Genomic DNA, 25165 nt, shown 5'->3' with positions numbered 1-25165 from the left:
CTCCCTATCCGCGTAGGTTTGAATGGTGTAAAAAAACAGGCAGGTCTCCTGGCTCATGATCTTCATTTTCTATGACCTTCCCATCAAGTGACAGTGGTTTACAATAGAAAACTCCCATTTACAGTGGCGGGACCGCGCCGGATTTAAACCGGACTTCCCTTTTAATGATTTATGCAAGAGCATAAATCAACCCATCTTTTTCCTATTCAATTACTTTTATGATAATCAACTCCAGGTAACTAGTCAACTAGCGATTTCGTACGGTCGTAAGAGATTAGTAGAAATTATGTATCGGGTATTGGGGAGAGCGGGGAGGTGGATGGTTCCTCACGCGAGAATAGTGGTTTGGCACGCGACTTGCACCTTGCTCCACGCGAGTTTGGCGATTTGGCACGCGAGTTTAATCGCTTCCCATGCGACTTCCGCCACACCTCACACGACTTTAATGAATTAAAGAGGACTAGCCCATGCTAGTCCTCTCCCTCAAAATAAATTCCGCTTTGCTTTCGTGCTGCTTCAGTTATGGCGAGTACTTCTCGGCTAATCGCCTTCATGTTTTCATATGTTGACGTCTTGCCCTCCAGTATAATCTGAACAAAGCTTTCCAGTTCATATGTCATGGTGTTTTCCCGCTGCGACTCCCCCGTCCATTTCTGTCCCTTGGACGCTCGTAAACTACATTGCACATTGGAAAAAGAACCGATATTATCAATGCTTATGGTCCCTGCCTCGCCCTGAATTTCTGACTCCAGATTGGAGGTAGAAATTTTCGAGCATAGGATTGTGCATACGTAGCCTTGATAGCTTAATACCAATGTACCACTACCATCCACACCGCTAGATAGCATGACTGGCGTGTACTTCACATCAAGTGGTTTTCCAAACAATGCAACTGCCACCGCAATAGGATAGACGCCTAAGTCAACCAATGCCCCACCAGCAAATTTCCGGGAAAATATAGCGGGTTCTTTACCTGCTAGTAATTCATCATAGCGAGAGGAATACTTCATCCGATGTAGGAGCACATTCCGAACCTCCCCCACATCGTCCAGACGACCTTTTACCTTTTGAAAGTTTGGTGTGTAAAGGTTGCGCATCGCCTCGAATAAATACACGCCATTCTCCTCGGCAATACGATGGGCTCCCTCAAACTCCTTTAAACTAGCAAACATTGGCTTTTCGCAAATCACATGCTTGCCATTCTTTAGAAAAGCTACGGCTTGCTCAAAATGGAGGGAATTAGGAGACGCAATATACACACAATCCATTTGACTGCTTTTAGCCATCTCCTGCAAAGCTGTAAAGTAATGACCAGCGCCATGTTTCCTGGCAAAGTCCTCTGCTTTTTCGGAGGTGCGGGAATGCACTGCAGTTAATTCCACACCAGCTACTTCGCCTATTGCGTCAATAAAGGATTCTGTTATCCAGCTTGTGCCAACTGTTCCAATTCTCATTACATCCGCTCCTTACCCTAACAACTCTTTTAGTTGGACTGCTGCTTCGCGCGGGTTTTCTGCCTTGGTAATCGCACTTCCGACAATGACAGTATCTGGTTTTCCTTCTATAATGTCAGGTAATGTATCCACATTAATTCCACCAGCTACTGTTACCTCGATATCATGATCTTTCACTAAGGCAAACAGACCTGTATCAAAACTACCTTCCTGTTGCTTATCCTTGCCGACATGTAAACTTACTAAATCGACGCCTAATGCGACCAATTCTTCCACTCTTTCTGCTTTATCGACCTCTAAAAGGTCTATCATAATCCGACTTCCATGCTCTTTCGCTACACGTAATGTGTCAGCAATCGTAAGATCACCAGAAAAAGCCATCACCGTTGTAATATCTGCTCCTGCGTCAAAGGCCTGTTTTGCCTCGTGCTTACCTGCATCACACGTTTTCATATCTGCTACAATCGTTTTCTCAGGGTACCTTGCCCGTACCTCACGAACGATTTCCATACCATATTCTTTAATAACCCCTGTGCCTACCTCAATGATATCAACCGATTCTTTCGTTTCCTCAAGTATTCGGAAGCATTCCTCTTTTGTTAAACGATCTAAAGCAAGCTGTAGATTCATCTTTCCCATCCTTTCTAGCGTTCAATCCGTTCAATTTCTCCCATTCTAGCTTGGACATCTTCATAATAAGGCAGCCCTTCATTATCCCCTTTTACACTAACAACCATAGAACCTATTGTTGCTGCAAAGGTAGCAATTTTTTCTAATGGCCAACCTTGTAAAATGCCATAAAGCATCCCCGCATCAAAGCCATCACCCGCGCCAACAGTATCGACTACTTTTGATGCCTTAACTGGCGGTGTATTAATCACTTGATCCTTATGATAAACGACCGCACCTTTTTCTCCCTGTTTTACCGCAATGTAGGAGATACCAAGTGTTTTCACCTTTTCGATAATCGTTTCTGGGTCATTCTCTCCCATGATGATTTCCATTTCTTCATCTCCAGCCAAAAGAATATCGACATGAGGCAGAATGGTTGAAAGAGTTTCCTGAGCTTCTTCCTTTGACCACATCCGTAAGCGAATATTTGGATCAAAGGAAATAAGCACATCATGCTTCTTCGCCAATTCGATTGCCCGTTCAAAAATGGCCATGTTTTTTGGATTAATGGCTGGAAAAATTCCTGTTAGATGAAGCACACGAGCTGATTCAAAATAGCTTTCATCTAAATCTTCTGGTTCCATTTCTAGTACAGGTGATTTGTCACGGTAATAGAATGTCCGTACATTGCCATCCTCCATTATTTCTTTAAAGTTTAGAGAGGTTGGGTAACCATCAACAAATCCAATCTGTGACACGTCAATGCCCTCTCCTCTGGCAAAATTATAGATATATTTTCCAAACTCATCATTCCCAAGCTTACTTATAAATCCTGTTTGCAGTCCCAGTCGGGAGCAGCCTATTGCTACGTTGAGCTCTGCTCCCCCAATATTTTTCTCAAAGCCATTTACAAACTTCATCGGCCCAGTTGACGCTGGATTAAAAGCGATCATTGCTTCCCCGATCGTGATAATATCTTTTTTCAAAACTCTCTCCCCCTACATCGTACAGTTATGATTTAGTTAGCACATCAACCATTCCAGCATGGCCAATCATGACAACATCAGCCATATTAATAAACAGCCCTGTTTCTACTACACCGACCAAGCCCTTCAACTGTTCATGAAGCTCGGCAGGCTCCTGAATGCTTTCAAAGTCACAATCCAAAATATAGTTATCGTTGTCTGATACAAAAACTTCTCCATCTTGTTTCCTGATTGTAGGTAGGCAACCTAATTGTGCTACCCGGTCCCTTGTCGTCTCCCAGCCGAACGGAACTACTTCGACTGGCAAGGAAAACGTCCCTAAATAATCCACAACCTTTGTTTCATCCACGATGATGATGAGCCGTTTCGCTAGAATGTCGACAATCTTTTCCCTTACGAGCGAACCGCCACCACCTTTCAATAAATGAAGATGTGGATCTACTTCATCGGCCCCATCTATTGCAAGGTCAATGCCATCAACAGACGAAAAGTCTGCCAAAGGAATGCCAAGCTCCTTCGCTAGTTTTTCTGTTTTCTGTGAAGTAGGAACACCCACGATTTCCAAACCGTTTTTCACTCGTTCCCCTAAAGCTTGGAGCATCCAGTAAACAGTTGAACCTGAACCTAGCCCTACCGTCATACCATCCTTAATCTCTTTAACTGCTTCTTCTGCTACAATTTTCTTGTTTGCATTCATTTTATCTTCTCCTTTTGCTTCCACTGCGATTTTATTTATTATCCATCTAATGTTCCCTGTTACAAGACGAATCAACCTAATAAGAGGCCGTTATCTTAAAATAAGGATGGGTTAATAAGTTTTGGAATGTAGAACGCAATGTCAGGGAAAAACGCAAGGAACAGTAGAACGACAATCACAATGGCAATGTAAGGCACTACCGCTACAAAAGACCGTTCTATCGGTAAGTTCCCGATTTTTGCTGCTAGCAATAGACAGAGTCCGTATGGTGGTGTAATAAGTCCGATAGCTAGTGTGATTACGACAATTAAGCCTAAATGGATAGGATCCATTCCAAATTCGATTGCTGTAGGCAGAATAACTGGTACAAAGAGAATCATGGCTGGAATCGCATCCATAAAGGTACCTACAAATAAGAAGAACGCAATGAGAATCACGATAAACAAGGCTTTCGTACCTACATGATCAGTGAAAAACTGCTGTGCCATCGTTCCTAGCTGATAATAGCTCATTAACTCCCCAAGGGCACTGGCTGCAGCTAATGCAAACAAGGATAGCGAGCTTAATGCCAATGTATCCATTAAAATCTTTGGTAGGTGCTTGATTTTCAACGTTTTGTAATAGAACATACAGATGAAAAGCGTGTAAAGCGAAGCAACAGCTGCTGCCTCAGTTGCTGTGAAAAACCCAGAAATGATCCCACCAATGATAATGATAGGTGTCAATAATGCCGGCAGCGCTTCCAAAGCAAGTTTACCAAACGCCTTTAATTCCGTTTTCTCTGCTTTTGGGTAATTCCGTTTCACTGCAATAATATAAATTAAAACCATCATCGCTACGCCAATTAAAATTCCAGGGATAATCCCACCAAGGAAAAGTCCGCCAATCGATGCGTTTGTTAGACCAGCGAAAATAATCATCGGTATACTCGGAGGAATAACCACCCCTACTGTAGATGAGGCTGCTGTTACGCCAACCGCGGTTTCCTTGTCATACCCATTCTTTAACATGCTCGGAATAAGAATTTTTCCCACACCCGCTGTATCTGCTTGGGATGCACCAGAGACACCAGCAAACATCATGGAAACGAGAATGTTTGCGTGCGCTAGACCACCGCGAATTCTTCCTACAATGGCAAGTGCAAGCTGGATTAATTTTTCCGAGATCTTTCCTGAATTCATTAAGTTCGCTGCTAAAATAAACAATGGAACTGCTAGCAAAACAAAGGAGTCGAGTCCATTTACCATTTTCATAACGACCGTTGCTTCTGGTGTATACTCGATACCAAAAATTCCAATCAATGCCACAATTCCAATGACGAATGCGATTGGGACACCAATTAACATGAGTACAATAAATATACCTAGTAATAGAAAACCCATTATTCTGTTACCTCCTTCGCTTTCCATGCTTTCATGTGTTCCATGAGATGGGTGACAGAATAAAGAAGCATTGTCACTGCCATGATAGGGATAGATAGCCATACATACCCCATCTTCATGTCTGGAAGGGTTGCCCACGTATAATTCCAAAACTCAACAACGACCTGGATTCCTAGCAAAAGAACCACCACATGGAAGGCAATTAAAACAAGGTCACTTATAATGCTTATGGAAAGTTTTTTCTTTCCTTTTAGCTTTAATTGAAGGATATCAAAATTAAAATGTTCTTTGCGGTTTACCATCACCGCTGCTCCCATGAACACTGCCCAAATAAACGTATAATTGGCTACCTCTTCTGTCCAGATGACGGATATTCCCATGTACCTTGTAGCGATCTGTAAAAGAATAACTAGAAAAAAGATACATAGAAACACGATACCAATCGTGATTTGAATTTTTTCCAATGCCTGTACAAAACGTTTCATGCTTCAAACCTCCCTCGTATCTACTCTGCTGCTCTAATCTTTTCTAACAAACCTTCTACTTCAATTTCTTCAGCAAACGCATCCAAAATTGGCGTGGCTACGTCGATAAATGGTTGCCTATCAATCTCTTTTACGGTTGCACCTTCTTCAACAGCTTTTTCCTTATAATCGACATCCTGCTGATTTGTTGCTTCTCTTTCCGCTTCAACCGATGCTTCAGCAGCTTGTAAAATAATGTCTTGATGCTCCTCGGAATAGCTATCGAATTTTTCCCCATTAATTAGTAAAAACCGTGTCGTAAAGTCATGTGCTGTTTCGGTAATATATTTTCCGTTCGGTGTGGCATGATGGGATTGTTGTACAAAAAATGGATATGCATTTTCCGATCCATCTACTACGTCTTGTTGTAGTCCCTGATATAACTCGCCCCAGGAAATGCTCGATGGTATGGCCCCAAGCTCTTTCCAGAAGTCGCCAATCACACCAGATGTTTGGGTTCTGATTGAAACACCTTTTAAATCTTCAACAGATTCAACTGGTTTTTTTCCGTAAAAATGTCTTACACCAGCAGACCAATAGCCTAATAGTTTAAAAGAATTATTGGACTTCTCATTAATGATTTCACCCATTTGCTGCCCAACTTCTCCATCTACCACATTCAACCAATGCTCATAGTCTTTAAACAAGTATGGTGCTGAAAAGAGATCAAGTTCTCTAATTCCCGTCTGTGTCATGAAACCAGGTGAAGCGAGTACCACATCTGCGGCACCAAGCTGTAGTTTTTCTACAAGCTCTGATTCTTCTGTGCCAATCGTTCCAGCATGCACTTCCACCTCAATTGACCCATTGGAAAGTTCTTCTGCTACTTCTTTAAATTTAAGCATCCCCGTTTGATACGGGTTCTCTGGTGCTGTCTGGTTATGTGCAGCGATAATTTTTATCTTTCCATCTTCACTATAGCTCGCCTTATCAGCACATCCTGCTAACGCTATAATGGCAGCGATTACAATTAGAATTAAAAAAGATTTCTTATTTCCCATTCAATTCACCCCTTGATCTTTTAGGAAAATGATGCCTCTGAAGGACACCATTTTCCAATAGGTTAATTACTGTATCTCTTGTGATTTTTTAACGAAAGCTTTTGCACGTTCTGTCAATTGTTTATAGGACGTTTCATCTGTTAACGCTTTCGCATTAACTAAATTACTGCCAATCCCGACTGCAGCACTACCATTTTTCAAGTATTCATTCATGTTGTCGACATTGATTCCACCTGTAACCATTGCTTCGACATGTGGTAAGGGGCCGCGTATATTTTTTATATAACCGGGTCCAAAAGTATTAGCAGGGAAAATTTTCACCATGCTTGCCCCATGTTCATAGGCTGTTTGAATTTCGGTCGGTGTAAGTACACCAGGTATTGTTTCAATATGATAGCGATTTGTTAGTTTCAATGTCTCCACGTTCAATGTTGGTGAGACAATAAATTGTGCTCCGGCCATGATAACTGCCCGTGCAGTTTCAGGATCAAGAACTGTTCCAGCGCCAATCAGCATATCCTTTGGTGCTTCTTTTACAGCCACCTCTATAACTCGCTGCACATTCGGTGTTTCAGCAGTGATCTCTACCGCATACACGCCCCCCGCTGCGAGTGCATTTAAAATAGGAACGATATTGTCTTCATCCGCATGGCGAATAACAGCTACGATCTTATGTTGTTTTATTTGCTCTACTATACGCATTTGTTTATTCTCCTCTATTCTAAGTTGGCATGCATTTGATTTAGTTTTGTATTGTCCTGTCCGGCTGGCTTGTTGTCTAATAAATAAACGACGATCGCATCAAGCACTAAATGGGCCGATTGATCAAATTGACTTCCGAGCGGTTGAATGGTTTCTGGCTCTTGTGGCAGTCGTTTTTTGGTTGCCGACGGGATAGTTACTGTTACCTCGCTCAGTTTTCCAATTGCCGAATCACGATTAGTCGTTACGAGCGCCACCTCAGCACCAATCTCCTTCGCTTTTTCTCCATATTGTTTCAAAGACCCTGTTGACCCTGAACCAGATATGAGTAGCAAGAGATCGTCTGTCGCGATACTTGGTGTAACAGTCTCTCCTACAACGTAGATTGGATATTCGCTATGCATCATACGCATCGCAAACATTTTACCTACAAGGCCAGATCGCCCAGTACCTGCAACAAAGATTCGATTCGCTTTTTCCAGTTTATCTGCTAGTGCTTTCGTTTCTTCCGGACTAACCTGTCCCATTACGGTTGTGATCTCAGTACTAATTGTTTCCATTATATTTTTCATTATCGTCATCCTTCCAATTGTATCTAGCAGGAATCCCGCTTTAATAGTTGTGGTTCAAACCTATATATTTTGGTTTCATCAACCTCTGTTTTATCTTGGATCTGATTTAATAACAGCTCCGCAGCCTTCTTCCCCATTTCAAATGCTGGCTGAGCTATAGTAGTCAATGTGGGACTATAAAATCCCGCAAATGTCACTTCATCAATTCCGATGACAGCAAGATCATCAGGTATGCTCAAGCCTTTCTCTTTTGCATATTGAAGAATTTCAAAAAGCACACGATCATTGATTGCTAGAATTGCATCTGGTTTATTTGGCTGCTGTAGCAATACGTCTAGTTGTTGGCGGATATGTCCAATCTCCGCACTGATTAATAGTTGCGGATCAAATTTTATATCGTGGGCTTTTAAAGCCTTTTGGTAGCCATTCATTCGCTCCATTCTTGGTGTCACATAACGATGTAGTGGTGGAGTAATCATACCAATTCCTTGATATCCCTTTGTAACTAGCAGATCTACCCCTAATTTGGCAGCCTTTTCATTATCAAGTAACACCGTGTTAACCTCGACTTCGGGAACCATTCTATCAACAAAAACGATAGGGTATTTATCCCGGACAAGCTGTTGGTATAATGCTAGATTCCCCCCAGTTGGGAATACAATAATGCCATCCACTTGTTTTGCACGAAGCATGTCCATGTACTTTTTTTCTTTTACTGGATCATCATCTGCGTTACAGACAATGATATGAAAATTCGCTTCGTGACAAAAATCCTCGATAGCCCGGATTACCTGTGTTGAAAAAACATGCAGAATATTGGCCACGATAACGCCGATCGTTGTTGTCGATTTCTGTTTTAAGCTTCTGGCTATGATGTTAGGACTGTACCCTAGTTCTTCAATGGCCTTTTCAACTCGTTCCCTTGTCTTCTCTCCCATGTAGTCATAGCGTTGGTTCATATATTGAGAGACTGTACTCTTGGAAACACCAGCATGCTTCGCAACATCCGCCATCGTTACCGTTTTCATTTTTCATTCTCCTAATAGATAGATAGTTTTACTAACTCATTAACTCTGTCACTAAATCGGTTTAGTAAATCGATTTAGAATAAGTATAGAATATTTGTAAGCGGTTTACAAGAGTTTTGTCGAAAAGATTTTTTTGGAGGCGTTGGAATCGACCAACTTGGCGGGATTATCAACCACTTTAGTAGGTTTATCAACCTGATTTTGGCTACTATCAACCAACTACGGCTGTTTATCAACCACTTTTGGTTCTTTATCAACCAACACCGGCCGATTATCAACCACATTGGGCACTTTATCAACCAACTTGGGTACTTCCATCACAGGCTGCTAAACAACCATTTTTCCTGTTAATCTACCTAATAAAAAGACAGCTAGATAGCTGTCTTTTTATCATTCGTAAGGGGCTTCAACTCTATAAAAATAATTTGGTTTGTTAACAGTATTATCAAACGGCTTATGGAAAATGTGCGTCGTTGCTGGAGAAAGTGGCGGGATTAACCATGCCCATTTTCCTGTAACAGTTCGCCCGGCCCTTTTCTCATTGTTCTCAAACACCTTAAATTGCTTTGCAGCAGTATGATGATCGACGATCGCTACACCGTTTTTTTGGAAAGAGTCTAGCACTGCCACATTCAACTCTACTAAAGCGCGGTCTTTCCATAATGTGTTTAAATGCTTTGTATTTAACCCTAACTGTTTGGCAACATGTGGAAGCAAATTATAGCGGTTTTCATCTGCCAGGTTTCTGGCACCAATTTCTGTTCCCATATACCAACCATTAAAGGGCGCTGCTGGATATTCTATACCGCCAATTTCCAATCGCATATCTGAAATGATGGGTACTGCATACCACTTCACTTTTAAATGATAAAAGATAGAGAAGTCCGGATGGCGAATGGGCACTTCTAAGACGAGCTCCTCTGGTATTTCTCTATACACTGGGTCACTGTCTCCCACCTGTATAACGATGGGAAGTAAGTCAAAATCTGTACCTTTTCCTTCCCACCCCAGCTTCTGGCATTCCTTCGTTAACGAAAGGGATGCTGGGTCGCCCACTATGCCCTCTTCTGTTTGATACCCCGCATAGCGGAATAATTGGTGATTCCAAATCTTGACCTGTGCTTTCCCATTTTGTTCAGGTGGAAAGATAGTAATACGCGGCTTGACCTTCCCGTTATTTGTTGCCTGTTCAATATGGGTGAATAATGCTTCAAAAACAGCATCCTCTGTTGTGAAATGCCGTGCATCCACTACATCAAGTTTGTTCCAAAACAATCTACCAATACAGTGATTGTTATTCCGCCATGCTATTTTAGCCCCATGTGTTAGCTCCTCGGTTGTCTGCACATATGTACCGGTTTCTTTTAGTTCCTGTTGAACTGCAGCTCGCCGGTCCTGTATTTCTCGCTCAGTCTTGCCGAGTTCTTTGTGTACATTATAAATATAATAATCAGCTTCTTGCATTCGTTCATCTATCTTCATTTCTATGCTCCCTTAAACTTTCTCTTTGCTCCATTTTAACAAACCAAGAGAGAGATTATGTGACGGGAGGTCGACAATTACGTATGGGAAACAATCCATTCTGCGTTTCCTGCTATAACGTATTCTTTTACACTATGTGGCAATATAAAATGGTCACCATTTTTAACTGAGAAGGTTTCACCTTGAATGGAAATGTCAGCCGTTCCCTTTATTACACTACATTGCAGAAAATCAGCATCCATCTCACGCTTGGCCTCGCCATCCAAGACCCAGTGATAAACTGTAAAGTACTCTTCCTCAACTAACTTTGAAGAAAGGAGGCCCTCCTGCCGTTCTTGCTGCTTCGCCATGTCTGGCAATTTATGCGGAACGGTAGTCACCTGCTTGGCACGATCGAGGTGCAATTCTCTCGTATTTCCTTTTGCGTCTTTACGGTCATAATCATAAACACGGTATGTAATATCTGAACTTTGTTGGGTCTCTAATATGACAATCCCTTTTCCAATTGCATGCAAGGTACCACTTGGCACATAAACAAAATCCCCTGCTTCAACAGGAATACGTTTTAATAGACTATCCCAGTTTCCTTGGTCCATCATGTTTTCAAGCTCTTCCTTTGTTGTTGCATGATGCCCCAATACTAGCTCTGCTCCTGGCTCTGCCTCTAGTACATACCAGCATTCTGTCTTACCGTATGGCTCTCCTTCCTCTTCCCGCGCAAAACTATCATTCGGGTGTACTTGAACGGATAAGTCATCATTAGCGTCCAGCACCTTAACTAGCAGTGGGTACGCTTCCAAATTGTCCGGATTTTTATTAAAAAGCTCTCCATCGTTTTCCCAGGCATCCGCAAGCGTCTTCCCAGCCAAAGGCCCATTACTTATTTTACTTGGTCCATTTGGATGGGCGGAGATTACCCATGCCTCTCCTGTCTGCTCAGAAGGAAGATCATATTGATAGAGTTGCCTTAATTTCTGTCCACCCCAAATTCTTTCCTGTAAAACTGGCTGTAAAAAGATCGGTGCATTGTACATATTTAAAATCCTCCACTCTCTTAATCTATCTGGATCTATTATAGCAAAATTGAAAGGAAATAGAGAAAAATGTGTTCTTAGCATATAGTAATAACAATATATTAATTATTGCACGCTCAAAAATTTATTTTTTTTACGAATAATATAAAAAAGAGGTTTTATCTAGGAAGCAAGCGGGTATACCGTAAATAATACTTATATTTAAAATAGAGGGAAGGTGCTTAAGTTGAAACGGTTAAATGACAAGGAAGAGAAGTTTTTACAAACAATTATTGATAAAAATAATGCTCTTTTCCAAATGGAAGGAAAGGTTTATACCATTTCACTTGTGCAAGAAGAACGGCCTTCAAAGGTACCAACACAGCCCTCATTTATTGAAGAAAAAAAGCAAAACATACTTGATGGTAAAGAATTTTCCATTGATGATGTCGTGGATATGATGGATAGTGGTGTTTTATAAACGAATAGGGATGAATTATGTAATAAGCAGTCCATAACTTGGAGCTGCTTTTTGTTTTGAAAAAACGTTAAACAGGGAATAAACAGTACATGACCAATTTTAAAGGAGTGAATAATGTTGGCAGATACAATTAAAGTAATGAATCCCGCGACGGGAGAGTTAATACAGGAAATCAATAAATTCACAGAGGAGGAAGTGACCGAAGCATTACGTAAAGGGAAGGAAAGCTTCTCGTCATGGCGAAAAGTCAATGCCCATGAACGTGCTCGTTTATTAAATGCCTGGGCAAGCAAATTGCATGAAAACCAGCAAGAAATTGCCGAGCTCATGACATTAGAAAACGGAAAACCTTTAAAAGAATCACAAGGCGAAGTAGCGTATGCAGCCAGCTTTATCGAGTGGTATGCAGAAGAAGCGAAACGTGTGTATGGCCGAACCATCCCAGCACACACAGAGTCAAAACGTATTGTTGTACAAAAAGAGCCAATTGGATTGGTTGCAGCAATCACCCCATGGAATTTTCCAGCAGCAATGATGACTCGTAAAGCTGCACCAGCATTAGCAGCAGGGTGTACCTTTATCGTGAAGCCTGCATCTGAAACTCCTCTTTCTGGTATAAGAGTGATTGAGCTTGCACATGAAGCTGGCATTCCAGAAGATGTGATCCAATATGTATCTGGTTCTGGTAGTGAAATTGGCAAGCTATTTACAGAAAGTGAATATGTTCGCAAAATCACGTTTACTGGTTCCACCTCTGTCGGCAAAAAATTAATTGAGGGCAGTGCCAGCACTGTTAAAAACGCGACAATGGAGCTTGGTGGACATGCTCCACTTATCGTCGCAAAAGATGCGGATTTAGATTTAGCAGCTAAACAAACCATCGCTACAAAATTCCGTAATGCCGGGCAAACCTGTGTGAGCGCAAACCGGATTATTGTCCAAGAAGATGTCGTTGAAGAATTTGCTGAAAAGCTCGTCGAAGAAACGAGAAAGCTTAAAGTTGGTAACGGTCTAGAAGAAAATGTAGCGATCGGCCCAATTATTAACGAAGATGGCTATGAAAAAATCGTGGCACATGTAGAAGATGCGAAGCAAAAGGGTGCCGAGGTACTACTTGGCGATGAGTATGACGCAGATCAAGAAAAAGGTTACTTCTTTGTACATCCTACCGTCTTAAAAAATGTAACAACAGATATGGATATCATGCATGAAGAAACCTTTGGCCCAGTCGCACCAATTACGACCTTTAAAGAGATAGATGAGGCCATTGAAATTGCGAATGATACACCATTCGGCCTTGCTGCATACTACTTCACGAACAATTATAAAACAGGTACGTATTTAAGCGAACAGCTTGAATATGGTATTCTAGGCTGGAACGATGGTGGCCCTTCCGCAGCACACGCACCATTTGGCGGTATGAAGGAAAGTGGTCTAGGTCGTGAAGGTGGACTAGAAGGAATCGAGCCATACCTTGAAACAAAATATATTTCAATTGGTGACTTTGATTAATTGATTTTGGGGGCGAATCGTGGCTGCACCTAACTGAATCGTCAGACCCCCATTCTGAATCGGGAGAGCATAAAACTGAATCGACACGTAAATTCTTCTTAATCTAAAGTAAACCAAGCCTGAGCAACTATTTAATAGCTCAGGCTTGGTTTTTTAATGTTGCAGGTCAACTACGATACGAGAAGAAAAGGTTGGGGTTTCATATTCAACGTCTCCATCTACATGCAGTTCTACTACAATGAAATTATCTTCCGTATAATAATCTATTTTGGAAAGCACCGGACTGCCATTTATCTGGATCGACCCTCCATTCGGCTCTAACTGTCCTTGTATTTCCCCGTACGGAACTTTTATGAACAGGCGATCCTCTCCTCTTTCTATATCATAATTGGTTGTTGTTTTATTCAGGTCGAGTACGACTCTAGAATAACCTGACTGGAGACCGAATCGAATGTTTTCCAGAAACGGAGTTGAAATAACAGCAGTACGGTCTGCTTTTAACTTTTGGTAAAAAGCACGTACAATCCCCGTCCCATCCTGATCCGCTATAAATGTGCCATTCTCAATAGTACCGGCGAGTCCATCTAGTTCCCAGTCCACGTCCTCTTCGGCAATCGTGATCTTTTCTCCGTTTTTATCATAGCCTTTCACTGTTAAATCAACAGGTTCACCTAGTGCTGCTGTTAAATCAAGTGGAAAGATACCAAGAACTGCTTGCTTTTTATATGGCTTGGATCCTTTTGGATAAGGCCCATACATTAAATATTGGTTCCTTACCTCGCTTACCCACTCCTGTTGCTTCTCTTTCCAAGATGCCATAATTTCCGATACTGGCATGTCATCTAGGATCATCTGAGGTACTTCCGGATCGCCAATTAGATTCGTATAGCTTGCTGTCATGTCAAATTTTTCAGGATTTTGATCTCTCATTGCATCGACTAAATGTAAGCCAAGCGCAACGAGATTAATCGCCGATGGGTCTTTTATATGAACCTGAACGCCTGCTACTCGCTCACCTTCATACTTACCAAACATCGGGGTATAATATGCTGGGCGAAAAGCCACTCCATCTAAGCCACGAGTTTTCATTTCCTCAGTAAGTGCTTCAGCATCGATCCACGGAGCACCTACCTGTTCAAATGGCTTCGTTGTACCAAGTCCAGTGGAAAGCGTTGTGTCATCAACAATTTCAGTGCCGGCATATAGGTAGGCGGATTCCTGTGTTGGAATGTTTGGCGATGGGAGTACCCAAGGAAGCCCTGTATCTTCAAAATGCATATCCCGCTTCCAGCCTTTCATTTCAGCAACCTTCAAATTCACGCCCATGCTATACTCATGGTTCCACATTGTTGCCAATTCTCCTGGCGTCATTCCATGTCTGACTGGCAGAAGGAATCTCCCCATAAAGCTTACGGCATCTTCTGAGCGAAGCGGCCCTTCGACGCGCTCTCCACCGATTGGATTTGGTCTATCAAGCACGATTAAATCTTTATCCATCTCACCTGCAGCTTCCATAGCAAAACCAAGTGTATAAATATAGGTATACACATTAGAACCAATGTCCTGAATATCAAATAAAAGGACATCTACTTCTTCCAGCATTTCCTCGGTTGGCTTCCAGGTTGATCCATACAAACTGTATACTGGCAGTCCTGTTTCCTCATCTATATAGGATTCGACATATTCGCCTGCCTCCTGATCCCCTCTTATGCCATGTTCTGCTCCGAAAAGAGCTGTAAGATTCACATCAGGGTGGTTATACAACAGATCAATAGTGCTATTCAGGTCTCGATCTATTCCAGTTGGGTTCGTAATTAAGCCAACCCGTTTTCCCTCCAGCCAATCTAAATGATCTTCCATTAGGACTTCTACGCCCGGTTTAACTTTTGCTTTTTTCTTACTCGTTTGACTAGCTTCTACATGATGATTACTCCCTCCTCCAAACAGGCTAAAGAGTAATACAAAACAAAGTACTAGGATATGACGTGGTTTCATCAAAACACTCCTTAAATAAGTCTAATCAAACTTCTCCATTTCCTTTGTACCAACCCACTTCTCTACCATCTGCTCCAGTCTATCTTGCTTTTTGTACAAATACATCATTTCTTCTATCAGTGTTTTTTCAGACATTACGGTCATAAGGTGATCTTGGGCATGTACTAAAATGACAGGAAGAACGCCTAGCTTTTCCTGTGCTTCTTCTTGGATGAGGGAGGTTTGTACCTTATGCGCTTTAAGAAGTTCTTCAGAGGCTTCTTTCAGTAATCCATCTGTTTCAGAGAAATTTCCACCTCTTGCTTTTTCCAACGCTTCATGTAAAATTCCTTTGGCATTCCCTGCATGCAATATAATTTGCATCGATAAATTATTTATGTTCATCATGTATTCCTCCAAAGTGTATGAGCTCAATAGATTCGGAAGTGAGGATATTCTTCACGTTTTTATCTGTTAAAAGTTCAAGTTCCTTCATCCGCGCCTCTGTATAACTGCTTCTTTCTAAAAGCCATGTATCCAAAAATGCTGGATGGCACATAATTTCACTCACGCCACCATTAGTGGAACGAATGAGGTTTTCCAAAAAAGCGGCTTGAACAGTTTCTCCATAAAAATCATAATGCAGATAATCTGTACTTCTTACATTCTGCCACCTACTCTTTGAAAAGGATCTCACCGGCAATCTGTACTCCTCAGCAACCTCCAGTACAGCTTCCAGCGCTTGAGGAATATGCAAATGCTTGTGGTGATGACTGTCTATATGGGTGACCTGTGGATACCATTGCAGAAGTAATTCAAGCTGTGCAAGCAACTCCACCTTTATATCTTCTTTTCTAGCAGAATTGCTTAGTTCTTCTCCTTTTAAAAAGTACCCATTCGCGTCTACTAGACTTGGAACCTGCCGGGAAATTGGTTTCCCGGCATCCAATACAAAATGCAATCCAACACCTAAATTGGGGTGTCCCTTGGCAAGTCCCAGCGAATCTTTGACAAATGGCGTGTTCACCATTGCCGTGGTGCTTGTAACAATACCGAATTGATGTGCATATAGAATGCCTGCTGTCACACCAGGAGTCATTCCAAAATCATCTGCATTGATAATAACCTGCTTTTTGGTTTGCTGCATAAACCCTTTAAGCCTCCTCTTCCTTGGCTGCCGCAGCTGTTTCTTTTCTCTCTTCTTCCTCTTTTAGAAGCTGTTTGTCATATAGTTTAAAGAACGGGAAGTAGATAAACATCGCCACTGCAATATTCACTAGCATGAGGATCCCCCCACGAAAATCACCTGTAGTTAAAATTCCTGAGAAGGGTGGTGGCATGGTCCATGGCACAATCACATACGGCTTCCCAACTAACCCGATCGACATGGAGAAATACGTTATGATACCAACTGCAAGCGGTGCTAAAATAAACGGGATAATGAGCAATGGATTCATGACGACCGGTGCGCCAAAGATAACTGGCTCACTAATATTAAAAATACTTGCCCCAATTGACCCTCGTCCAAGCCCTTTAAGATGCTTTGATTTTGCTAGAAACAGAAATAGCAGTGTAAGTGCCAGCGCCATTCCAGATCCCCCAACTGCCCACCAAATCGCCATATAAGGCTGACCGACAATATGTGGAAGTTCTTCTCCTGCTCGCTGTGCTGCTACGTTTTGTTCTGTAAGACTATACCAAATTGGTGCCATAACACTTGCTACAACAGAAATTCCATGAATACCAAAAGACCAAAGCAGATGAATAAGTAAAATGGCAATCATTGCTCCCCAGAAGCTTCCACCAAGCATCTCCAGTGGTTCACGAAGCACGGCTCCAACTACTCCATGCAAGGATAAATCCCAACTGGATCGAAGTAATAGATCGACTCCCCATACCAAGGTTATAATGACAGCACCTGGAATGAGTGCTGTGAAGGCTCGCCATACGGAAGGTGGTACAGTGTCTGGCATGCGTATGACAATATTTCGCTTCTCGAAAAAGCGAAAGATCTCCACCGTCGTAATGGCTAGCAAGATAGCGATAAATAGTCCTTGGCTCCCCATTAAATTAAGCGGTATATTTCCTTCCTCAGTTAAAGGAGTTGCCACAAAAAATGCTGCGGTACTTAACACACCAGCAGAAAGGCCATCCATTCCATAACTTTTAGCCAAACTATAGGCTATCGAAAATACCGCTATTAAACCTAGCAGACCGAAAGTTGCATCTACTGGGATGCTAAGCGAAGCTGCAAATGGTGCCATAAATTCTGCCCATGGTTCATAAGGTGGTGAGGAAATAATTAAAAAGATACTACCTATGATTAATAATGGCATGACGGCAATAATTCCATCACGTACCGCTTTTAGATGGCGCTGCTCCGCCAATCTTCCAGCCACAGGCATAAAATAACGTTCCATAAATGCTTGAAACCCCTTCATCGACCTTCTCCCCTTCGTTTCTTTATTTTTTCAAAGCTATCGCCTGTTCCAAAACTGCTTTTCCATCAAGCATGCCATATGCTTTCATATCAATAATTGCAATAGGGACACCCGCTTCATCTGCCTGTTTAAACAGTGTATTTTTCTTGTAACGTATTTGCGGCCCTAGTAAAAGAACATCTGCTGTCTTTAATTGCTTTTCAATATCATCCACAGAGTGGGCTTCTATCACAGCGTCAATTGATTGGTTTTCAGCTTCCTGATTCATTTTCTTAACGAGCAAACTTGTACTCATTCCTAACGCGCACAATAATGTGATCTTCATGTTTCCACCTCCAATAATAGAAAATCTATGCTTTTTAATTCAGATAAGGTTCGTTGACTTCCAGCATTTCTTTTAGGATCTGCTTTGCCTTATCAGCTGATGGGATTAGGGGATGGAGAGTTAAAGCTTGAATCGCAATTCCCTTATCTCCCGTGACGGCTGCTTCTACTGTCAATTCTTCATAAGCCTTCACGACTTGTAGTAATCCCCTGATTTGGGCTGGCGCCTCTGCCGTTTGCAGTGGTGTGATTTGATGGTTTTCAACAACACAGTTAATCTCCACACAAACATCATCCGGCAGGCACGAAATCGCCCCATTATTTCGTACATTTAATGTGTGAACCTGCTGTGTATTTAAATGAATATCACGAATGAGCCGAACTGCTGCTTCCGAATAATAAGCGCCACCTCGTTGTTCCAATGCTTCAGGCTTTTTGTTTAACCCCGGGTCTTGGTATAATTCAAACAACTCTGCCTCGACTTTTTTCACCTGATCTGCTCTCGTTTCATTTTTTTCATATTCTAGAAGCTGTTTCTGCAAAATGGTATCCGATTGGTAGTAGTACTTGTGATAGCCACAAGGAATTGCCCCAAGGGACTGTAAAAAATCATGGTCCCAGCCAAAGTCAGGTATGTTTGCAGCCTCATAACTGGCAGATTTACCTGTCAAAACATCCTGAATGTGTGATCTTCCTTTAATATACAATCCGGTTATCCAAATTAAATGATTAATTCCGATGAAATTAATCCGCACATCCTCCATTGACACGTTATACGTTTTGGCGAACTTCTTATAATAATTAATCGGGTTATTACAAAGCCCCACCACTTTAATAGTAGAGTGTTTTAACACAGCCTCTGTAACAATACCAGCAGGGTTCGTAAAATTTAACATCCATGCATCTGGAGCAAGTTCTTCCATCTCATTGCAAATATCCAATATAACCGGAATCGTTCGAAGCGCTTTCATAAATCCTCCTGCTCCGGTCGTTTCCTGCCCAATAACCCCGTGGTTAAGGGAGATGTATTCATCATGCCGACGCATTTCTAACTGGCCTACTCTTATTTGCGTAACGACGTAGGTTGCTCCCTTTATTGCAGCGCGTCTATCCAATGTAGAAACGATCTTAATATCATGCTTGGACTTTTTTATCATACGCTTTGCCAGCGCATCCATGATCTGCAGTTTTCTCTCTCCTTGCGGTATATCCACGAGCCATATTTCCTTTATCGGGAGCACATCAGCTTCCGCAAGCAACCCTTCCAAAAGCTCTGGCGTATATGATGAGCCACCACCTATTACTGTTATTTTAATAGGTTTCAAAGGATCCCTCCTTTCTTTTGCATGTTATAGTTATTCTATTCTGAAAAATGAGTCATTTGCACCCACTCTTTTTCCATTAGCAACGGAAAAAAGCTACTTGGAAATTATCCAATAGCAGTAGCTCGTTAAATTGCCATAATTTTAGTTTGTTAATTTAATGTAGTAGTTTGGATAAAGTGAAACTTCAATCAGTGGGGGTTTTCATTCTTCCCCACTGATTGTTAGTAGAACGAATCGGGGTGTTAGCGTCCGTTTACTCCTACTAAAAACTAACTGTTTCTCTTCATATTTTGAAGTGAGAGTCTTACGGACGGTTGCTCCGGGATAAAGTACAGATTAAAATTCACAGTAATAAATATAGTGCTTTTTAAACCATTGCTAACAAATATAGAACAGGTTTACGAAGAACTATTATTGTTGTAAATAGCGAAGAAACGACAATTGCCTTTGTAATAGAGATGGAAAGAAGTACTTTTAAAGTGAAGATTTTTCCAGAAAGGGGGCAGATCTGGCAAGGAGAGAAGTTGTGAAGCTAGGTCTTACTCTTGATATATTGGCATTATTAGTGTAGGAAATACACGAAGACTCCGGCGGGATGAAAGGCATAGGTGAGACCCCAAAGTGCGCAGCACTAGGGTGCTCACCAGCCGCCCGCGGAAAGCGAAGTGCATTTCCGGAGCGGCAATAAGAGATCCTACATGAGGTATGTCTCATCCCCATGTCCACGTCATCGAGTTTAACGATTATCTATTTTTTCCAACTACAATGCTAATCTATTTTCATGACTTCCTTAAACGCTTTAAAATCTTTAGCAGCAATTAATTGTCTAATGAGATGCTGATCCTCCAACAAGTTGCCGATCTCTTCAAACATCGGTTTGAGTTCATGCTGCCTATTCTTGCTAGCATTTAATAGAAAAATTAATTGGACAGGCTTGTCTCCCCACTCAATAGGTTTTACAAGCGTCATGACCGACCAGAATGTACGGTTCGTTTGTGGTTCCATTGGGTGAGGAATTGCTACGAGGTTGCCAAAACTCGTGGAGGCATATGCTTCTCTTTGCAGAACAGAATCGAGGTAGCAACGGTCAACTAACCCTTCTTTTTCGAGTTCATTACAGAGAAAACGCAAAATCGTTTCAGGTTCCGTAAAGTCTTTTTTAAAATATGTAAACGGTTTCAAAAAATAACTACTCATTACTTCGTTCTTTCTCTTGATAATCCCATTAACTCTGGATATATCTGCTTTTCCCAATATAGTGCTTACTTGAATAACGGGAATGCCTGGATCCCATAACAGGGGGATAGTCGTAATAATAAAGTCAATTTCTTCAAGTGGATACTGCCTTACATTGTGCATTTCAGTAGACCCGACAATAACCATCTCTTCCTTAAAAGGATCTTTTAATTTATACATCAGCAGCTGGGCGCTCCCCATCCCTGAAGCACATACTATGAGACATCTTTGTTTATTCATAGCTTCCTGTTTCTTCCGTTCTTGTGCCACTTCCAAATGGAGGGCAAGATAGGCAACTTCATCCTCTACCAGTTTAATAGCTTGGATTTCATTCAATACCTCACTGCCAACAAGTGCTGCTTCAAATGATAGCGGGTAATTTAATTTAATCTCATCAAGCATCGGGTTTCTTATGTTCATTTGGTAGTGGTAACGGTTGATAGCAGGCTTTAGGTGTAAAGCTAAGGCTAACCGCAGGTCCATATCCTCTTTCAATTGGAAACCATATTGATTATCTATTCTTGCTACCATATTCTCCACCAGTTTAAAAATGGCTGGATCCATACTACAAACATGAGGATCCACTTTTTCGTTTGGTAATACAAGCCTCGTGCCTAATAAGTGCATGGCCAAATAGGCCACTTCATTAACTGGAAACGTAATTGGTATAGTGTCCTCTATATCGTCCAATATTCTTCTAGCAACCATATATTCTTTTTCATCCTTCAAATGGTCATACGCCAAGCCTGTCCCAATAGCTTGATTTTCTCCCAGTCTTCTAACAGCAATGGCAACATGGGTAATAAGGTTTTGGAGACTTATATCTGAGATGAGAATTTGGTTTTTTCGCAGGTTAGTTAAAATACTATTTTTTATAACTTGCAAATCCTCTTCTGGCAAAATAGACAAGTCGACAGTACCTCGTAAAACAGATGAATTTTGTTGGTACAGCCATTCCGCAATACAAAAGCGTATTTGCATCTCATCCCCAACCACTTTGATACCATAATTAGGCTTCTGCTCAAGTGCAAGGTGATAATCATGCAAAATCTCCCGGACTTGCCGCAAATCCCCCTGCAGACTTGATCGGCTGACGAAAAGTTCCTCAGCCATATCCTCAAGTTTAATATAGGTTGTTTGCATGAGTAATTTTTCCATCAAAAAATGGACCCTATCCTCCGGCTCAATAGGCGAAGATTGTAGTGCCTGTTGTTCTAATAGTAGAGCCACTTTCTCCTTATCAGAGGGAAGTAGCTCATACCCCTTCCCTCGAATCGAAACCAATTTTATATTATTGTCTATGAGTAATGGCTGTAAATCTTTCAAATCATTTCGTGCGGTTTTGGAACTAACTTGTAGCTCTAAGGATATCTCTTTGCTTGTGATAGCTTGCTTGGATGAAAGGAGTAATTGTAGAATCTTTCCACAGCGTGCATTCATATACAACCCTCATTAATTGAAAGTTTAACCTATTTAGAATATAACACATCACTACTTCTTCCCCAACTGCCTATTGGCCTACATTTCAACCGACCAAACTGCATGTACAACTCGAAAATCAATACTCTAAACATTAATATCAGAAACATACAAATTTGCAACTTTCTTTCATAGTAGAGAGAGGGATGTCAGCTTCTTTTTCTACTACTAAGAGCCACAGCTAAAAACCCCGCACCCATACCAATCAGCGTGCCTGCTGCCACATTATCAAAGAGCAGTCCTAACCCTATACCAAGAAACATGCAGCCAGTAAAAACAACCCCACCAATACCTTGATTCATTTCCATCATCCCCCTCATTCTTTATTATTCCTATTCATACTAAGCCGGTTAAATTCCCAGCTATTTATACTGAATAAATCAACTTACAGAGCAAAGCAGTACGCTCAGGAATGTCGTCGATCAAAATGTGTTCATCTCTTGCATGTATCCCTTTACCAGCTGCACCGAGTCCATCAAGTGTTGGGATTCCCATTGCTGCAGTAAAGTTCCCATCACTTCCACCGCCAGCAGCTTCTTCTTCAAGTTCCATATTTAATTCTCGAGCAACTTCCTTGGCTTTCGCAAATAACTTTTCCGTCCGATCATTCTTATGCATAGGCGGACGCATCACACCACCATGCACCTTTATTTTAGCGCCCTCTGTATGAGGTTCAAGCTCTTCCATAATGTGTTCAATTCTGTCTTGTTCTTCTTCTGTTTCCATCCTTACATCAACTCCGATGGAAGCTGCATCCGCTACGACGTTTAGTGGCCCCCCGCCTTCAACAGAGCCTACATTAACGGTAGTTCCCTTCTCGTAGTCTGTGAGGGACTCTAAATAAAGAATTTGCTCAGCCACTTCCTTGATAGCATTCACCCCTTCTTCATGGTGATTGCCGGAATGGGCTGCTTTTCCTGTTACGTCCACATAATAGCGAGCAGAACCTTTTCGTTCTGTTTTTAATGCCCCGCTCCCAGCTACGGGTGGCTCTGTGACTAAGACGCAAAAGCTGTCTTTTGCTTCCTGTTCAATCAATGCTTGCGAGCTTGGACTGCCAATTTCCTCATCACTTGTACACAAGAAAACAATGCGTTTATCTACTTCCAGTCCTAAATCCTTGCATGCTTTCATCGACCAAATTGCTTGGACAAGCCCACCTTTCATATCAAGGATACCAGGACCATAGATTTTGTCTTCCTCTTCCTTAATAGATAGTTCTCCTCTTTCCCAAACCGTGTCAAAATGGGAAAGTATTAAGAGTTTTTCTTGCCCTTCTCCGTATTCAAAACGTAAATGATTACCGTGTTCTTTCTCTTCTATTAACGTTGCACGATAGCCAAAGTGCTTTTCCAATAAGTCTTGAATACGTTCTCCACATGCGTCAAGTAGTGTTTTGTCATGGGAAGGCGAATCACTTTCCACAATGTATTTCATGTCCTCCATAATGTCCTTGTGATGTTTGATCATGTATGCTTTTATTTGATCCATGTTGTTTCTCCCTTCATTAAAATGGTCCGTAATTAATCAAAACCGCAATGCTTATAAATACAGCGCCAATGATTGCCCAAATAAGAACGAGTGGCCAGACGAAGCGGAACCATTTATTCCATGGAACTCCTCCGACAGCCAATACTGCCATCAGCACACCTGAGGTTGGTGTAAAAATATTCGTTATGCCATCACCGAGTTTAAATGCTAAGACACCTGTCTGCCGTGTAATATCAAGCATGTCGACAAGTGGTACAATAAATGGCATGGTGATGACCGCCTGGCCACTACCGGATGTTACTAATATGTTAAAGAGTAAATTGAAAACAAAGATTGCCTGGGCACCAAGCAGAGTTGGCAGACCTTCTAGCGGACCAAAGGCATAATGAACGATCGTATCTAAAATATACCCATTTTCCAAAATGACTACGATCGCACGTGCCATCCCAATAACTAGCGCGCCATAGACGAGTCCTTTCGCTCCTTCCATAAACACCGATACTAATTTATTTGGCGTTATTTTGTTGATAATTGCCACCGTGATGCTCATCATGAGAAATGTTGCAGAAAGCTCGTTAATTGACCAACCGAGGTTATAAACACCAAATAGAAAAATTCCCAAGAAAACAAAGAAAGTAAGAATAACGAACTTATGCCGCAGGGTAAATGCCCCAAATGAATCCGTGTCTCGTGTACCCTCGTGATATTGGGCAAAAGGCGACGATCCCATCATCGACCTTGTAGGATCCTTGCTGATTTTTTTGACATAAAGACAGATGTAAGTAATCGTTACAAGCAGATAAACGATGAAGGCCGATCCACGTAGTGCCGCACCTGAGAACAGAGGTAATTCGGCAATTTGCTGAGCAATTCCAGTAATAACTGGATCAAACGTACCTGTAGCCACACCCACATACTGTCCTAAATAGATCATCGCAATTCCCGTAATCGCATCAAGCTTAAGTGCCCGAGCAAGGATAATCCCAATCGGAATAAAGGCAATAACCGCATTTCCACTAACCCCTGCTGTATCCAATATACCAAATAGAGTTATAACGGAAATAATCAGCAGATACTTCCTTCCCTTCGTACGATTGATTAGAGCATTAATTCCTGAGTTGACGGCTCCTGTATGCTCAAATACGGCAACCGTCCCACCAATAATTAATACCATAAACACAAGGTGGGCTGTATCAATTAATCCCTGTTGGACAGATAAAAACACATCCATTACAGAAGCCGGATTCATTTCCGTTTCACTGTAGCTGTCCGGGATTACTTGGGTAATTTCATTGTCCGTTGTCTCTCTTTCAAAAGACCCTGCTGGTATAATATATGTAGCGATGGCTGCAAGGAGCAGCAATCCAAACAAAATAACGAAAGCGTCTGGCATTTTACTGCGTCTTTTATTTTTTTCTTTCGTTTCGTTTTTTGCCACTTTCTCATCCC

Annotated in this window: 24 protein-coding genes and 1 riboswitch; of the genes, 2 read left to right on the top strand and 22 right to left on the bottom strand. The window is 41.7% G+C overall.

Annotation, left to right across the window (positions count from 1 at the left end):
* Nucleotides 1–21: 21 nt before the first annotated feature.
* A riboswitch (cobalamin riboswitch) is annotated at nt 22–210 on the bottom strand.
* A gap of 260 nt (nt 211–470) precedes the next feature.
* The 12 genes from BN985_RS07260 to manA all read right to left on the bottom strand — a co-directional run bounded on the left by BN985_RS07260 (nt 471) and on the right by manA (nt 11474).
* The gene (locus tag BN985_RS07260; protein ID WP_042222160.1) at nt 471–1454 is read right to left on the bottom strand and encodes a Gfo/Idh/MocA family protein; all 984 of its coding nucleotides are present in this window, start codon (nt 1452–1454) and stop codon (nt 471–473) included.
* 12 nt (nt 1455–1466) lie between these two features.
* On the bottom strand, nt 1467–2084 hold the full coding sequence (gene hxlA, locus BN985_RS07255; protein WP_042222159.1) for a 3-hexulose-6-phosphate synthase: 618 nt from the start codon (nt 2082–2084) through the stop codon (nt 1467–1469).
* Nucleotides 2085–2098: 14 nt separating this feature from the next.
* Entirely contained in the window at nt 2099–3052 is a 954-nt protein-coding gene (locus BN985_RS07250) for a sugar kinase (RefSeq protein WP_084157471.1), read from the bottom strand.
* A 25-nt stretch (nt 3053–3077) separates the two neighbouring features.
* Nucleotides 3078–3749, bottom strand: a complete 672-nt coding sequence (gene rpiA, locus BN985_RS07245) for a ribose-5-phosphate isomerase RpiA (protein ID WP_042222157.1) — start codon at nt 3747–3749, stop codon at nt 3078–3080.
* 95 nt (nt 3750–3844) lie between these two features.
* Nucleotides 3845–5131 carry a TRAP transporter large permease gene (locus tag BN985_RS07240; RefSeq protein ID WP_042222155.1) on the bottom strand — a complete coding sequence of 429 codons (1287 nt, stop codon included), beginning with the start codon at nt 5129–5131 and terminating at the stop codon, nt 3845–3847.
* Entirely contained in the window at nt 5131–5616 is a 486-nt protein-coding gene (locus BN985_RS07235; RefSeq protein WP_042222153.1) for a TRAP transporter small permease, read from the bottom strand. Before BN985_RS07235 ends, BN985_RS07240 begins: the two co-directional genes overlap by 1 nt.
* 20 nt (nt 5617–5636) lie before the next feature.
* The gene (locus BN985_RS07230; RefSeq protein ID WP_042222151.1) at nt 5637–6656 is read right to left on the bottom strand and encodes a TRAP transporter substrate-binding protein; all 1020 of its coding nucleotides are present in this window, start codon (nt 6654–6656) and stop codon (nt 5637–5639) included.
* A gap of 66 nt (nt 6657–6722) precedes the next feature.
* The gene (locus BN985_RS07225) at nt 6723–7358 is read right to left on the bottom strand and encodes a bifunctional 4-hydroxy-2-oxoglutarate aldolase/2-dehydro-3-deoxy-phosphogluconate aldolase (RefSeq protein WP_042222150.1); all 636 of its coding nucleotides are present in this window, start codon (nt 7356–7358) and stop codon (nt 6723–6725) included.
* Between the two features lie 14 nt (nt 7359–7372).
* On the bottom strand, nt 7373–7930 hold the full coding sequence (gene hxlB, locus BN985_RS07220) for a 6-phospho-3-hexuloisomerase (protein WP_042222148.1): 558 nt from the start codon (nt 7928–7930) through the stop codon (nt 7373–7375).
* Nucleotides 7931–7953: 23 nt separating this feature from the next.
* Nucleotides 7954–8958 carry a LacI family DNA-binding transcriptional regulator gene (locus BN985_RS07215; protein WP_042222146.1) on the bottom strand — a complete coding sequence of 335 codons (1005 nt, stop codon included), beginning with the start codon at nt 8956–8958 and terminating at the stop codon, nt 7954–7956.
* 390 nt (nt 8959–9348) lie between these two features.
* On the bottom strand, nt 9349–10440 hold the full coding sequence (locus tag BN985_RS07210; RefSeq protein WP_084157470.1) for a nitric oxide synthase oxygenase: 1092 nt from the start codon (nt 10438–10440) through the stop codon (nt 9349–9351).
* A 77-nt stretch (nt 10441–10517) separates the two neighbouring features.
* Nucleotides 10518–11474, bottom strand: coding sequence for a mannose-6-phosphate isomerase, class I (gene manA, locus BN985_RS07205; protein ID WP_042222144.1), 957 nt, complete (start codon nt 11472–11474; stop codon nt 10518–10520).
* A gap of 226 nt (nt 11475–11700) precedes the next feature.
* Between manA and BN985_RS07200 the strand changes: the two genes are divergently transcribed.
* Both BN985_RS07200 and BN985_RS07195 read left to right on the top strand, forming a co-directional pair.
* Nucleotides 11701–11934: a hypothetical protein gene (locus tag BN985_RS07200; protein ID WP_042222140.1), complete on the top strand. Its 234-nt coding sequence runs from the start codon at nt 11701–11703 to the stop codon at nt 11932–11934.
* 117 nt (nt 11935–12051) lie between these two features.
* On the top strand, nt 12052–13446 hold the full coding sequence (locus tag BN985_RS07195; RefSeq protein ID WP_042223009.1) for an NAD-dependent succinate-semialdehyde dehydrogenase: 1395 nt from the start codon (nt 12052–12054) through the stop codon (nt 13444–13446).
* Nucleotides 13447–13599: 153 nt separating this feature from the next.
* Here the strand turns inward: BN985_RS07195 and BN985_RS07190 are convergent, their stop codons facing one another.
* The 10 genes from BN985_RS07190 to BN985_RS07150 form a co-directional block, all read right to left on the bottom strand.
* On the bottom strand, nt 13600–15441 hold the full coding sequence (locus BN985_RS07190) for an exo-beta-N-acetylmuramidase NamZ family protein (protein ID WP_084157469.1): 1842 nt from the start codon (nt 15439–15441) through the stop codon (nt 13600–13602).
* 21 nt (nt 15442–15462) lie between these two features.
* Nucleotides 15463–15825, bottom strand: coding sequence for a PTS lactose/cellobiose transporter subunit IIA (locus BN985_RS07185; protein ID WP_052360636.1), 363 nt, complete (start codon nt 15823–15825; stop codon nt 15463–15465).
* Nucleotides 15812–16567, bottom strand: a complete 756-nt coding sequence (locus tag BN985_RS07180) for a carbohydrate deacetylase (RefSeq protein WP_042222136.1) — start codon at nt 16565–16567, stop codon at nt 15812–15814. Before BN985_RS07180 ends, BN985_RS07185 begins: the two co-directional genes overlap by 14 nt.
* 7 nt (nt 16568–16574) lie before the next feature.
* Nucleotides 16575–17861, bottom strand: a complete 1287-nt coding sequence (gene celB, locus BN985_RS07175; RefSeq protein ID WP_042222135.1) for a PTS cellobiose transporter subunit IIC — start codon at nt 17859–17861, stop codon at nt 16575–16577.
* A gap of 22 nt (nt 17862–17883) precedes the next feature.
* Complete coding sequence (locus BN985_RS07170) at nt 17884–18186, bottom strand: PTS sugar transporter subunit IIB (RefSeq protein ID WP_042222133.1); 303 nt, start codon at nt 18184–18186, stop codon at nt 17884–17886.
* 34 nt (nt 18187–18220) lie between these two features.
* Nucleotides 18221–19510, bottom strand: a complete 1290-nt coding sequence (locus BN985_RS07165) for a 6-phospho-beta-glucosidase (protein WP_042222131.1) — start codon at nt 19508–19510, stop codon at nt 18221–18223.
* A 768-nt stretch (nt 19511–20278) separates the two neighbouring features.
* On the bottom strand, nt 20279–22186 hold the full coding sequence (locus BN985_RS07160; protein ID WP_042222128.1) for a BglG family transcription antiterminator: 1908 nt from the start codon (nt 22184–22186) through the stop codon (nt 20279–20281).
* A gap of 188 nt (nt 22187–22374) precedes the next feature.
* Complete coding sequence (locus BN985_RS19015) at nt 22375–22527, bottom strand: hypothetical protein (RefSeq protein WP_198029995.1); 153 nt, start codon at nt 22525–22527, stop codon at nt 22375–22377.
* Nucleotides 22528–22591: 64 nt separating this feature from the next.
* Nucleotides 22592–23716: a M20 family metallopeptidase gene (locus BN985_RS07155; RefSeq protein WP_042222126.1), complete on the bottom strand. Its 1125-nt coding sequence runs from the start codon at nt 23714–23716 to the stop codon at nt 22592–22594.
* Between the two features lie 16 nt (nt 23717–23732).
* Nucleotides 23733–25154 (bottom strand): YfcC family protein, encoded by a 1422-nt coding sequence (locus BN985_RS07150; RefSeq protein ID WP_232225554.1) that lies wholly within the window; start codon nt 25152–25154, stop codon nt 23733–23735.
* Nucleotides 25155–25165 lie beyond the last annotated feature (11 nt).

It is taken from the genome of Oceanobacillus manasiensis (genome assembly GCF_000724085.1).
Taxonomy (GTDB): Bacteria; Bacillota; Bacilli; order Bacillales; family Amphibacillaceae; genus Oceanobacillus_B; species Oceanobacillus_B manasiensis.
Note: the sequence above shows the minus strand (reverse complement) of the source record. Positions and strands in the feature narration are given on the sequence as shown.

Bases quoted from the DNA above. Each gene is read 5' to 3' on its own strand.
- BN985_RS07190 (WP_084157469.1), bottom strand. From the start codon at position 15,441: ATGAAACCACGTCATATCCTAGTACTTTGTTTTGTATTACTCTTTAGC.
- hxlB (WP_042222148.1), bottom strand. From the start codon at position 7,930: ATGAAAAATATAATGGAAACAATTAGTACTGAGATCACAACCGTAATG.
- BN985_RS07170 (WP_042222133.1), bottom strand. From the start codon at position 18,186: ATGAAGATCACATTATTGTGCGCGTTAGGAATGAGTACAAGTTTGCTC.
- BN985_RS07230 (WP_042222151.1), bottom strand. From the start codon at position 6,656: ATGGGAAATAAGAAATCTTTTTTAATTCTAATTGTAATCGCTGCCATT.
- BN985_RS19015 (WP_198029995.1), bottom strand. From the start codon at position 22,527: ATGAATCAAGGTATTGGTGGGGTTGTTTTTACTGGCTGCATGTTTCTT.
- BN985_RS07185 (WP_052360636.1), bottom strand. From the start codon at position 15,825: ATGAACATAAATAATTTATCGATGCAAATTATATTGCATGCAGGGAAT.
- manA (WP_042222144.1), bottom strand. From the start codon at position 11,474: ATGTACAATGCACCGATCTTTTTACAGCCAGTTTTACAGGAAAGAATT.
- rpiA (WP_042222157.1), bottom strand. From the start codon at position 3,749: ATGAATGCAAACAAGAAAATTGTAGCAGAAGAAGCAGTTAAAGAGATT.
- celB (WP_042222135.1), bottom strand. From the start codon at position 17,861: ATGAAGGGGTTTCAAGCATTTATGGAACGTTATTTTATGCCTGTGGCT.
- BN985_RS07240 (WP_042222155.1), bottom strand. From the start codon at position 5,131: ATGGGTTTTCTATTACTAGGTATATTTATTGTACTCATGTTAATTGGT.
- BN985_RS07160 (WP_042222128.1), bottom strand. From the start codon at position 22,186: ATGAATGCACGCTGTGGAAAGATTCTACAATTACTCCTTTCATCCAAG.
- hxlA (WP_042222159.1), bottom strand. From the start codon at position 2,084: ATGAATCTACAGCTTGCTTTAGATCGTTTAACAAAAGAGGAATGCTTC.
- BN985_RS07180 (WP_042222136.1), bottom strand. From the start codon at position 16,567: ATGCAGCAAACCAAAAAGCAGGTTATTATCAATGCAGATGATTTTGGA.
- BN985_RS07235 (WP_042222153.1), bottom strand. From the start codon at position 5,616: ATGAAACGTTTTGTACAGGCATTGGAAAAAATTCAAATCACGATTGGT.
- BN985_RS07215 (WP_042222146.1), bottom strand. From the start codon at position 8,958: ATGAAAACGGTAACGATGGCGGATGTTGCGAAGCATGCTGGTGTTTCC.
- BN985_RS07260 (WP_042222160.1), bottom strand. From the start codon at position 1,454: ATGAGAATTGGAACAGTTGGCACAAGCTGGATAACAGAATCCTTTATT.
- BN985_RS07210 (WP_084157470.1), bottom strand. From the start codon at position 10,440: ATGAAGATAGATGAACGAATGCAAGAAGCTGATTATTATATTTATAAT.
- BN985_RS07225 (WP_042222150.1), bottom strand. From the start codon at position 7,358: ATGCGTATAGTAGAGCAAATAAAACAACATAAGATCGTAGCTGTTATT.
- BN985_RS07155 (WP_042222126.1), bottom strand. From the start codon at position 23,716: ATGGATCAAATAAAAGCATACATGATCAAACATCACAAGGACATTATG.